Annotated in this window: 9 protein-coding genes; 1 reads left to right on the top strand and 8 read right to left on the bottom strand. The window is 49.4% G+C overall.

All coding sequences use genetic code 11. The annotated features are described in order from the left end of the window. Window positions 1–1,188 (bottom strand): PAS domain S-box protein (locus ACPLJI_RS02530; RefSeq protein ID WP_424741115.1); only part of this gene is annotated, 1,188 nt, incomplete at its 3' end. A gap of 25 nt (window positions 1,189–1,213) precedes the next feature. Continuing rightward, entirely contained in the window at window positions 1,214–1,912 is a 699-nt protein-coding gene (locus ACPLJI_RS02525; RefSeq protein ID WP_424731454.1) for a DUF169 domain-containing protein, read from the bottom strand. A gap of 315 nt (window positions 1,913–2,227) precedes the next feature. Here ACPLJI_RS02525 and ACPLJI_RS02520 point away from each other — a divergent pair, with 315 nt between their 5' ends. Further along, entirely contained in the window at window positions 2,228–2,881 is a 654-nt protein-coding gene (locus ACPLJI_RS02520) for a M48 family metalloprotease (RefSeq protein WP_424741117.1), read from the top strand. A 4-nt stretch (window positions 2,882–2,885) separates the two neighbouring features. Here the strand turns inward: ACPLJI_RS02520 and ACPLJI_RS02515 are convergent, their stop codons facing one another. The 6 genes from ACPLJI_RS02515 to ACPLJI_RS02490 all read right to left on the bottom strand — a co-directional run bounded on the left by ACPLJI_RS02515 (window position 2,886) and on the right by ACPLJI_RS02490 (window position 12,174). Then, complete coding sequence (locus tag ACPLJI_RS02515; RefSeq protein WP_424741114.1) at window positions 2,886–5,861, bottom strand: Ig-like domain-containing protein; 2,976 nt, start codon at window positions 5,859–5,861, stop codon at window positions 2,886–2,888. Continuing rightward, on the bottom strand, window positions 5,834–6,343 hold the full coding sequence (locus ACPLJI_RS02510) for a hypothetical protein (RefSeq protein ID WP_424731456.1): 510 nt from the start codon (window positions 6,341–6,343) through the stop codon (window positions 5,834–5,836). Before ACPLJI_RS02510 ends, ACPLJI_RS02515 begins: the two co-directional genes overlap by 28 nt. Before the next feature lies 1 nt (window position 6,344). After that, entirely contained in the window at window positions 6,345–7,301 is a 957-nt protein-coding gene (locus ACPLJI_RS02505) for a hypothetical protein (RefSeq protein ID WP_424731457.1), read from the bottom strand. Next, window positions 7,228–10,401 (bottom strand): carboxypeptidase regulatory-like domain-containing protein, encoded by a 3,174-nt coding sequence (locus ACPLJI_RS02500; RefSeq protein ID WP_424731458.1) that lies wholly within the window; start codon window positions 10,399–10,401, stop codon window positions 7,228–7,230. The genes ACPLJI_RS02505 and ACPLJI_RS02500 overlap by 74 nt, the downstream gene beginning before the upstream one ends. After that, window positions 10,349–11,611, bottom strand: coding sequence for a carboxypeptidase-like regulatory domain-containing protein (locus ACPLJI_RS02495; protein WP_424731459.1), 1,263 nt, complete (start codon window positions 11,609–11,611; stop codon window positions 10,349–10,351). Before ACPLJI_RS02495 ends, ACPLJI_RS02500 begins: the two co-directional genes overlap by 53 nt. A gap of 146 nt (window positions 11,612–11,757) precedes the next feature. Next, on the bottom strand, window positions 11,758–12,174 hold the full coding sequence (locus ACPLJI_RS02490) for a YkvA family protein (RefSeq protein WP_424731460.1): 417 nt from the start codon (window positions 12,172–12,174) through the stop codon (window positions 11,758–11,760). Window positions 12,175–12,200: the final 26 nt, after the last annotated feature.

The raw sequence follows: 12,200 nt of genomic DNA, 5'->3' as shown, positions 1-12,200 counted from the left end.
AGGGTTATCTGTGTAGGCTGACTGAAGTGAGAGGAGGCTTGATATTATCTGGAGGTTGTTCTTGACCCTGTGGTGTATCTCCCGCAGAAGCACCTCCTTCTCCCTGAGGGATTTGATGATCTCCTCCTCAGCCTCCCGGATATCTGTGACATCAACGAGTGAAGCCACTATCATGGTGGTTCCAGGGATGGGATCCGCAGTCATCCTTATGTACTTTATATTACCCCAGCGGTCACGGAACCTGAAGTTATAATTTCTTGGCGCGGCATAAGGGTCCCTCATCCAGAGGCGGTGATACTCTTCCATTCTTCTGAGATCACCCTCCATCAAAAATTCCTTCCAGCTCTTCTTACCCTCTATCTTCTCCCGGGAGTAGCCGCTTAGCCTCTCAAATTCCCTGTTAACCATTAATATTGTGGTGTCATCATCAACTATGGTTGTAGCAGACCCTGTATTCTCGAATATGCTCCTGTATAAACTCTCCTTCTCTTTAAGCTCATTTTCAAGCCTTTTACGCTCTGTAAGGTCCCTATAGACCGCTATCACCTCACCTGATGGGAGGCGGTATACGAAATTCTCCCTCCACCCACATATCCTATCATCACGGTAAAAAGCGAGGAGAAATTTTTCTGCCCTTCCGGCCCTGTATACTCTCCTTAGAACCTCAAGAAGTCCGAAATCATCCACCCCTGGAAATACCTCAGTCACCCTCCTTCCAAGTATCTCCTTCCTCTTAACCCCCTCAACGCGTTCAGCGGCACGGTTGAAATCCCTGATTAGGAAGTCATCACCATTATCCACTGCCTCATAGACAGCCACACAGCTATCGATGTACTCGAAGAGTTTCCTGTAGCGCTCCTTATCAAGGATGATCCTGTTTATGACAAAATCAATGCATCCTTTAAGGTCATCGTCATCCACAGGCTTCTCAATACATCCATAAGGAAAGGTTAAGACAAGCCTCCCCTCCTCCTCAAAGTCGATGAGGTACATGAGGGGGACCCTGGTATCTCCTGGATCCAATTCCCCCACCCTCTGGGGGGTTGTGTATATGATGATCAGATCGGCTTCAGTTTCGCCGGTATCCTCAAGACCTGTGGCAAAATCCACCCTGAAACCCTTGCTCCCAAGTTTTTCCTCTAAATCTGGAAAACCTTCCCCATCCTTTACAAGGAGAATCCTGAACATTCACCTCAGTCCCTGAAGTACTGATTTATTTTTTTGCATCATCCTCCCTGAATAGCTTTCGGGTCCTCATCTCCTCAAGGTTCGAGACGATACGCTGCAGATCACCCCCGGGGATACTCACCATGACCACATCATCCCCCAGGCCCATGTACCTCCTTGAGCCAGCATCCCCGAATCCATAGCTCACCTTCCCTGTGAGGTAGGGGAGCGCCGCCATTGAACTGCATATGGGTCCTGAGTCAGCGCCGATGCCATGTGAACCTGAGTCATAGGCGTTGGCATGGAGGACCTCCATCGCCTGTCTGGCATTGCAGAGGATGAATAGGACGTCGGGCTCATATTCAGCCAGTTTAAGGGGGGCGAATATGAGGGCCCTGAACACCCCATGTTCAATATTCAGGTTACCCCTCCATGAGCGCTGCACAGCCTGTATGTTCCTGTAGACCCCCATGGGCACAAGGAAAGCACCGCTTCGCATGTTCGCAGGAAACTCCGATGGATCCCTCAGCCCAGTGTACCTTGCACCCCCCATGCACTCCTCCTCATCCCTGGTCGCATAGAAGACCTCACCATTCATTGCCTTCACTAGTTTTTCACAGAACCTTGATTTAAACTTCTCCCTTTCAATGCTGGCTGGCTCCCTGACGGACCATTTTATGGCAACAGGTTCATATTCAAGTCTGAGGAGTTCCTTCAGTTTCTTTCTCAGTTCATTATTGTCCAATAGAACACCCCCACTCTTATTGCACATGCTTTTTAATTTTTGTTTGAAACTATTTTAATCATTGCTTCCCTTTGCTAACTTCACACAGATGTGGGGCGAGGTTTTGTGCATTGACATGGGGTCTTGAAATTACCGTGGTTGTTTTACGGAAGTTCTGATGTGCTTAAATTCGAGGTCCCATTCCAGTTTTTAGTAATTCAGATGCTTATCAGAATTCAGATAAGCACATTTCTCTGAAGTTCATGATATTCTTGTTGATGTCTGTAATACCATTCACCTCAAAAGGATACCTGAACTTTATATAGGAGGAATGGCATTAATGGGTGTGCCATAGGATCAGAAAACCCTATAATCATCTTAACGCCAAGGGTCATCAATTTACTCACAGAGGATGAACTGCGATATCTGATCGGTCATGAGGCTGGGCATATAAAAAGTGGCCATATGCTGTATCATACGATGGCAGAGATTATACCTGTGGCTGGTAAAATCCTCGGAACGGCTACACTGGGGATAGGTGGACTGATAAGTACCGGCCTTGAACTGGCACTCCTCTACTGGAATAGAATGTCAGAGTTCACCGCTGACAGGGCAGGGCTCCTGGCATGTCAGGATGAAGATGCCGTGATAAACACCATGATTAAAATATCAGGCGCACCTAAAAGGTTCTACGACAGGATTGACAGAGATCAGTTCATTGAACAGGCAAGGGAGTTTAAGGGGTACGATTATGATGCCCTTGATAAGATAGGGAAAATCATGCTTATAATTGGATCAACACACCCATGGACTGTTATGAGGGCTTCAGAAATCCTTGATTGGGTTGAATCAGGAGCATACAATCAAATTATAGAAAAACACACTGGTTCTCAATTAGAAATCGATTTAAAGTGTCATAAATGTGGAACACCTCTTATGGGTGATGAGAACTTCTGCGGGATCTGCGGATCAAAATTATGGGGGAGATGAGCCCTCACGTATTCCTCCTTCTAAGGGCCCCGTACACCCCGATTATGAGCACTGACACCAGGAGGGACACTGCAAGCCATGTGTAGTCATATCCACCCTCCATGCCTCTGGGTGTAGCGTTAACCATTTCAGCGGGTGGTGCCACAGCCCTAGATGGGACCTCACCTACAGCACCTGAAACATGGTAAGCAGCATGCACTATTACAGTCTCCCAGGCACCGCCGTGTTCACCCTCCTCGGGTGGCTTTACTGGTGAAACCCCCTGTATCATGAAGATCACTGTACTGTAGACCACGTTAACTCCATCGGTTGCCCTCACAACCAGTGTGTAAACACCCGGTGAACTTATGGGTCCCCCACTGTAGAGTTTGCCGTTGAGTGTTGCGAACCATCCCTCAAGGTTGTCATCAGAAACTGATATGATGGGTTTAACCGTACCGGTGTACATTCCACCCCCTGATACGCCTGTAACCCTGATAACCGGTGCCCTTCCATCATATTTGTAGGTTGAGCCGTACTGGTCTATGAGGAGGCTGAAGAATTTATATACACCAGGGGTTATGTTACCGGTCCACTCTGAACCTGAGATGGGGGTTCCGTTCTCATCAAGGACCTCAACGGTTATCCTGTAAGTGTCTGAGTCAACCCCGAAGGCCTGTATCCTGAGCTCACCTATACCTGCAGGTATGACCATGACCTGCGGTTCACTGTAGGGGCTGTTGTAGAATGCACTGTCACCGAAGTCGTTAACTATTCTCTGACCTTCAGGGCGTGTGGGATCATATCCTATCCTGCGGCCGTCAGGTGCGGTTACAAGGAGCGCAACCGGTGAATAGGCGGCCAGGTATATCTTTGAGGGTTTACCCGCCGTGCCCCCCTTTATGAGGGGGAGGAGACGCATTATGTCAGTGTTTGATGATAGCACCTCGGGTATGAAGCTGCCACTCCTTTTAAGGTACTCTGAGGCGTATCTCTCATATACAGCTATTGCAGCGTCCCATGAACTACTATCAGATGTTGGCCAGTTTCTCACTATCCTGGCTATCTTGAGCATGGTATCATAGAAGTATCCCCCTGCACCGTACCAGAGCCTTCCAGCCGCCGCAGGGTAGGTCACGTCCTCAACTGTAATTCTGTCAGGTGATATGAGCCTGAAGGTACTTACCAGTGCCTCCCTGGCATTGTGGAAGCTGTACTCTGCGTCGGAGTATGCTACTGCAACATTTGATGATGCATGGACATCATCCCACCTTGTGAAGCTTGCTATCTTGAAGAAGACCTTCAGTGTCGTCGCCACAATCTTACCGTAGGGGTTTTTGCTGATGACCTCAATAACAGCGTCCTTAATGAGGCTTACAGTGGTTTTACCTATGTGCTCAGCCACCTTGAGGGCTACATCCCTTTTCACAGTGTTTATACTTGCTGATAGGAATTCACTGAGGGCCTCATGTGTACCTCCAGATGTATATGGAAGTATGGCTGTTAACTGTGGCCGGTAGTTCTCTGCAACCCTCAGCTGCCACATGCACTTGAAGACGTACTCCCAGAGCTCCCTCTGGAAGTCAAGTTCTCCATTAACAAACTCTGCTATCTCAAGGACATCACCAACCACACTCTCCTCGAACTTGTTACCGGCCTTCTTTGCCTTCATCTCCCTCAGTTTTTCCACTGCATCGTTTATTTTACCTGCACCTGTGAGTCCCGTTGAGAACCAGGATAGTGCCTGTTCGACACCTGTAAGTGTGGCTGGTGTTGAGCCATCACCCAGTATGAGGGCTATCATGTCCTTTATAACCTCATCATCGTCAGGGATCGGGGCCGGGTCTGAGACCAGCCATGCGAGTCCCCAGAGCAACCATCCGCTCCAGCTTCCTGCACGATCCTCAATCCATTCCCTGGTTGACTGGGATATGAGTTCCGATGATGTGAAACTGGATGTGCTGTAGAAGGCCTTTCTCTGGGCCGCCTGGAATATCATGCGTTTGAGGTCCATATCCCCGATCTCATAGTAGCTGCTTCCAACCTTCTTGATAACATGTATCTCCAGGAGTGTTCCATAGGTTGATACAAGTTCATTCCCTGAGTAAAGGTAGCCCGGGTTTCCTCCAGCGTAGTCAGGCCCCCAGACAAGGTATATGCAGTAGTCCTCTCCACCATACCTGATCGTCTGCCAGAGGACTGGATGTCCACGGGCAGTTGTGAATTTCCATGTGTATGGTTCCATCTTCGGGAGTACAACCCCATAGATCGTCCTTATGTCCTGGCTGATGTATCCTGTGAAGGTCTTGAGGCCCCCCAGTTCACTGAAGGGTGTGAAGTAGGCCCTCTGCAGTATTTGATCATAGCTGGCTGTTCCATTTATGATTCCACCTGCGGAGTTCCTGAGGTGGAAGACCTCTGACCCGAACCTTGCAGTATCCAGGGGAACCTTGAACTGGGCCCATATTGTTGGTTTGAGTTTAACGTCCTCCTCACCAAAGTCAGGGTACACGTAGTCCACTATGGACTTAACAAGTTCAACATGATCTATCTTTGATGAGACAGAGACAGTCATGCCCGCGCTGTTCTGGAACCAGTTTACGGTCTCCCATACGAATATCAACCTCAGGTTGGCTGTGTTAAGGCCCGGGGGTATCTTCACGATGTAGTTCTTCCATATCCTTCCATCAGCCCCCCTTCTGGATGCGATGCTGTTGTCCACAACACCTTTCCAGTTCACCCAGGGGGCTTCATGTCTGGCGTAGAGTATTGCGGGGGGGTCCAGTTTGCTGAGGAGGTCAAATCCAGGGATCCCTTTGGTGTTATTTACGAGGAGATTGTATCCCCGTCCATCGTCGAAGTAGACCAGTATGCCTCCACCCCACCCCCAGTAAACATTATTGATGACCTCTATATCGGTCATCCATAGTGAGAGGAACTCTGCACCAGCTGCATTCATATAGGGTGTTTCTGCTATGGTGAACGCCAGCTGGCCCCCCATTGGGAGTATCCAGTTAGTTGACCTTTCCTTGTGAATGTACAGGAGGTCCCGGGGGGCCCATCCATTGCACAGTAGCCGTGAAGGGCGCTGCTGCCCTGGGTGAAGTAGTATGAACTGTTGGTTTTAAGGTCATGGATGTGGTTTCCTGAGTATACACTGATGTCCGGGATGTAAATGTACCTCTTATCGAAGTTCTGCAGGTCTACAGGTATCCTTTCAAGGTGATAGAATCCCGTGTCCAGTGTGCCTGAGAATCCCCTGCCATCGGTAACTGTAAGGCTCACTGTATGCGGGCCCTCTGTAAAGTTTCCTGTAACCTCATACCTCACGTTACACATGTATGGACTGATGCCAGGTATTATGATGGGCTGTGCTGCTACCGTGGAGCCATCCACCTTGAGTTGGAATTTATCGAATCCTCCATCTGAGTTCTCCTGGACATCAAATATGAGAATCAGTGTTTCATTATCCTCTGAGATCATATCAATACTTTTTTTCCCTGATTTCAGGGTTTCCTGTAAAGCTGGAGAACCTCAGCTCAGATGTTTCCTCGTTACCCGCCCGATCCTTTACCGTGACCTGGAGTGTATGCTGACCATCGTTGAGGAAGCCATATAATCTGGGATTGTATGCTACCTCAATGGATTCAAGGGACGCTGTGTAGCAGTAGCCATATGTGCTTGAACTTACAGGGTCAGAATATGTCCTCCTGCCGTACTCCAGTCTGTCTGTTATGTCAGTTCCGTCAAGGAGGACCCTGAGGTCCTGAGGGACGGGATCAGGTCTCCTGTTGGAGCAGTACATGAGGTAGCCCCTCCAGAGTCCTGAGGGTCCATCTGATACCCTGAAGCTCAGCAAAGCGCCTGGTCTCACGGTGCTGTTCGCTCCTGGGGCTGTGAAGTGGACAAGGGGATTTGATGTGTCAATGAGGATCCTGTAGACCACCCTGCGGAAGTTTCCAAGGATGTCAGTGGCGTTCATCACTATCTCATGGTAGCCGTCGGAGGGGGCTGAGATTTCCACCGTGAAAGTGTTTGACGTGAAGCCAGGTGTCACATTACAGGTTTTTGATGTTGCATTGAAGCTGAAAATTCCTGTAAGGTCATTCAGGAGCCCCCTTATGGTTGTATTTCTTGATTTAAGAACATCAGAGTCTGTTAATATAATTTCAGGTCCTTCAGTGTCGATGATTGTTGAACCATCCAGTGTGTTTGAGAACGCCCCATCCATTCCCACAGCCATGATGGTGAAGTGTATCTCCCCATCCGGTGGGATGAATGGCCCCTGCAAGTTCCTCAACCATCCGCTCCAGTAACCATCTATTCTATCCTCAAATCCTCCAAGCCCAACACTGTTGGATGGTATCTCAAAGCGCAGCGAAACTGACCTGACGGGTTCGCTCACATCTGCGGTTATGCATGTTTTCCCTTCCAGGTACAAATGCAGGCGTCACCCTCAGATTGCTTATGATGGGCCCTGATGTATGGGATACGAAGATCCTCCACTCCACTGATGCGCCGAGGCCCTGATTGTCAATTGCAATGGCTGATAGTGTGTGCCATCCGTGTGTGAATTCAGAGAAAACAGCGTGAAGCTCCCAGTTTCCGGCGTCACCCCTCACCTCTGTTGGGAGTGGGGAACCATCCAGGAATATGCGGGATTCATTTGATGATAGACCATTTCCAGGGTCATTCCTGACAGCCACGGTTATGTTGATCTCTGATGGGCGCCTGAATAAGCTGCCATCTGAAGGTGTAACTGAAACTATCACAGGGGTGTTGCTGGTCACCGGGAAGTACCAGAAGGTCCAGCTGGCTGAAATTTCGTATCCAACATTAACCGTGACAGTGTATATCCCCGCCGCAAGGTCCTCAGGGTTCAGGGGTGTGAAGACAAGCCATGAGCCATCCCATGAAAGCGCACCATCAACCTGGGACATCTGATGACCTGTACCCCTGTAGAGTTTTAATAGGGCACCTGTTGCTCCGGGTCTTCCTCCAAAGATGAGTGCCCTCACATCCATGGTGCTGACGCGTTCATCTGCCAGGGGTCTTCTATCAACGAGGTAGGTGAGAATGTAGATGAGCTCATCCAGGTGCTGGGCGTTACCAACGTATTTTGTGACCTCATAGTGTTTTACCCCATCGATGATCACCTTTATATCGTGGAATCCAACCATGACATCCGTGAATTCAAATCTTCCATCAGATCCCGTTACATATGTTATACTATCATCAAGGACCACAGTGGCCTGCAGTGGCCCTGCCCAGCATGTTACCGTCCCTGAAATGGATGATAACACCAGTGGTTCAAGGGGCTGGTTGTGTTCGATTTCCTCTCCAACCTCCAGGTAGAACCACAGGTCCCCTGCAGGGGCGTAGCCCGGTTTCTCAAAGTAGAGGGTGTACTCCTTCCATGGGTAGAGGGACTGGAACATGTATGAACCATCAGCTCCTGTGAATGTTTCAAGTTGAAATTCAGGGAATTCTCCTCCTAAGCACGTCAGGACAACCCTCGCAGCCTCAATGGGCTCACCTGTAACCGCATCTGTTACAACCCCATAAAAGGCTGAATATGGACCTGGATTGAGTGTCATCTCCAGTAACACAAAGGATATTGGGATGTTCACGGTTTCATGTGCTGACTCATAGGGGTATTTGGTGGCTGTGATGTTGTATACACCTTGTGAGGGGGCCTGAATCTCATACCTTCCACTGGAATCTGTTAGGGCCGATGCTATGGGAAACCCTCCTGTGCTGAGCTCCACCATGGCCCCATCTGCAGGAACGGATGTTCCATCATCCATTGCGAACCATATGTAGCCGTAGATGGAATTCATGAGGTGAAGTTCAAAGTCCACAGGGACCGTTATTTCAGGTGCCACTGTGGTGGCCCTGCTCACGTATATGTAATGGGGGCTTCCGGCGGTGAACACATAGTTTCCTGCCGGCAGATCAAAACTGTAGAATCCATCCTGATCTGTTGTGGTTGATATGTCAGGGTACCCTATCCTTGATGCCACCACGGTTATACCAGCAAGTCCCTGCTGGAGGAAGTTCCTAACATAACCCTGGACCCTTCCTGTCTCCTCAACATCCAGGTTCAGGGTGAATGTGCGGTTCGCGGGTAGTTCCCATGGCATTATATCCACTGTCAGGTTCCTGTAGCCATCCTTTGAGAACACAAGCCTCATGATGTTGGCAGTGGTGTCATAGAGGGTGCATGAGAATCTACCCCATGAATCTGTTCTGGTGTTTGGTTTGTTTCCCCATCTCTCAGGGGTCCCTGAGTTTATGTAGTAGAGATCCACGCTGACGTTGTAGACCGGAACACCCACATCATCAACAACGGTTCCTCCTATCCTGCAGGGCACGGTTCTTGGAACAAGGATTGCGCTGACTGTGAGGTTCTGGTTATCCTCAAGGGTGTACCAGTACCCGTCCCATGCGTAATAACTGTCATGATAAATGTAGATATCCCATTCCTCTGATGGAGGGCACTTCTCGAATACAGCGAGGCCATCAGGACCCGTGCTGCCATCATACCTGTCTGGACCCCAGAGGTAAAGTTCAGCTCCGGACACAGGGTTGCCGTTTATGTCGGTGACATTCACGGTTATGTTTGAATTCCAGCTTTCAAGGTGGATGTCCCTGGTTATGGTGCCCTCACCAATCAGCACGGGTATCTCAGCGTCCCTGTAGTGGGGGAGGTATGTTTTGATGGTCCCTGCAAGACCTGATACAAGCTGCGGGTAACTCGCTGTCATGAAGATGTAGAATCCATTTGAATCTGTCCTTCCTGAAATTGAGGTATATCCAGGATTGGGGTCTGGCCAGAAAATTATCTGCACATTCTTCAGGGGGTTTCCATCGGTGTCATATACGTGACCCTGGAGGGTGACAGGCTGCCCCTTCCTTATGAGCCTGACAGTCACGGATTCAGATCCCCCTCCACTCACAGTTATGTTTCCGCTGACCGGCACGTACCCATAAGGATTGATGTTATAGATCCAGAGGCCATCGGGAAGGTGTGGGAACCGGACGGTACCATCGGATCCACTGACACCATAGAGGTAGCCAGGTCCATTGAGCTGAACACCCACTCCCTGCACAGGGTCCCCGGTCCAGTTCAGTATGGTGAAGGATGCTGAGCCATCATAGTAGCCCATAACGATGTCATGCAGATTTTCGGAGGACATGTTCAGGGTTATGACTGCATGGTAGGGCCTGTATAGTGGGTGATACGCGCGAATGTCATATGTACCTGTATCTGAGGGTCCGACACCATAGAAGAGATAATAGCCTCCCTCATCAACATCTGCGTTCAGCTCAAAGGTTTCACCACTGTGGGTGTAGCTGAGGGTAACATCCGCATACACTACTTCATCATCAGGGTCACTCACACGACCAACCAGTATGGTTTCATGTTCAAGTTCAATGTTTCTCACATCCCCTGCCTCAGGGATGGTGAAGGTCTCAGCGTATGGTTTATACATCCACATCTGCACGGTGAGTGTCACGGGAACACCTGATGAGGACAACCTCGGCACCCTCAAGGGGTGTTCCCCCATCAACCACGACCCCCCTCACCTCCACAGGAAGCCCCAGCCTTATGAGTTCAATGCTGAGGCTGTTTTCACCCTCATAAACCTCAATGGTTCTGTTCTCGGGGGCGTAGAGTGGATGTGAAACATGAACTGTGAGTTCACCTGTATCGACGGCCAGTTTAACTGAACCATCCTCACCTGTGCATCCCTCCATTCCAGCGAATGAGATAATAGCCCTTTCAACAGGCTCCCCGCCTGAGCTGGTGACGTTAACCGTGAGGAGAGCCCTCTCATTCAGGATTATATTAAGGGATATGTCATCACCCGGCTGCAGGGTAAGGTCACTGCTCCAGGGGTGGTAACCATATGCATCCACCCTTATTCCCCTCACAAGGGGGACCTCATCCTCTCTGAGTTCAAAGTAGAAGTTACCATACCGGTCAGTGTACCCTGTGCGGTTCTCACCCTCAAGGAGGATGGTTACAGGGATGCCTGATGGCAGGGTCTTCTGGCCCCTCACAGTCCCCCCGATGGAGGTGAGGTACTCCATTTCAAAATCAACGCGTGATGATTCACCGGGACCCATGAGGATGTTATAAGTCTCTGTGAACAGGTCATCGTTGAAGGCCATGAGAGTAAGATCGGCCTGTATGATTCCAGGGTGTTCATCGAAGTATCTGCCATAGTTTACCATATATCTGCCAGCAGAATCAGTGTAGTTCTCTGCAATGGTGGTGCCCATCTGGTCACGGACCTCAATGATGACGTTCTCCAGTGGCGCTCCTGATGTGTCATGGACGGTGCCGTAGAAGGAGTTGGGGTATGCAAGTTCAAAGTTGACCTCGAGGGGTTCATCCACGTCAATGATAAGGGATGATGAGGTGTAATTTTCGGCTGATGCCACAATTTCATAGGTGCCGGGGGGTAGAATAAGGTTATATGCCCCCGATGAACTGGTGGTGTTCTCTGCAACTGTCAAACCACCATCCATGGCCCTCACGGTTGCATTTTCGATCGGGTCCCCATTCCAGGACCTCACCGTCCCGTATGGGTCAATGTCAGGTGGTGGTATTGTCGAGTCGTTGAGTTCAGCAGCAGAAACAGGACATGTCATTGCCAGAATACCCAGTAGAAGTACAAAAACAGCAAGTCCGGTGTATGAACCCATTCCTGAAGAGAAGAATTCGTAGGTAATATCATTCAAGATTTACCCCCCCTCAGAATTAATATATTCTATCTCACCGTATTTAAAATTTTTTAATTTAACATTAAAAAATGAGTTCATTTAAAACAATGATCCCCTTCATGTAAAAAAACATGGAGTAATAATTAAAAATTAGCCTCGAGTTTTCATCTGAAACCGGCATATGAGAGTATTTCCTCTGTTTTTTCCCCCAGTATCTCCGAGGCCCTCTCAATGCACTCCTCAATAACATATTCAAGGTCCTCATCACCAGCCCAGTACTCCTCCAGGAACCCGTATCCGTGTCTGGATGCAAGCTCATCCACCACCAAAGCACAGAGGTAGACGTCATCTATGTATCCGTGGGGCCCGTAGATCTCCTCGGGTATCACATCGTATGGGGCCACCAGGTAGCCCATGGCGGCGGATATCCTCAGCCTCTCCTCACCCACCAGCTCATCACTCCTCAGCACGTCAGCCAGCAGCCGGAAGAGATCCGGGGCGTAGTCCACTATCAGCTCATATTCTCCACGGTAACTGTTAATATTCTCCCTTAAAACATCATAGAAATGCGTGAAGTCCATAAGAAACACCTCAATCACCCATAGAA

The sequence above is a fragment of the Methanothermobacter sp. genome (genome assembly GCF_049720995.1).
In the GTDB taxonomy this organism is placed as follows: domain Archaea; phylum Methanobacteriota; class Methanobacteria; order Methanobacteriales; family Methanothermobacteraceae; genus Methanothermobacter.
Note: the sequence above shows the minus strand (reverse complement) of the source record. Positions and strands in the feature narration are given on the sequence as shown.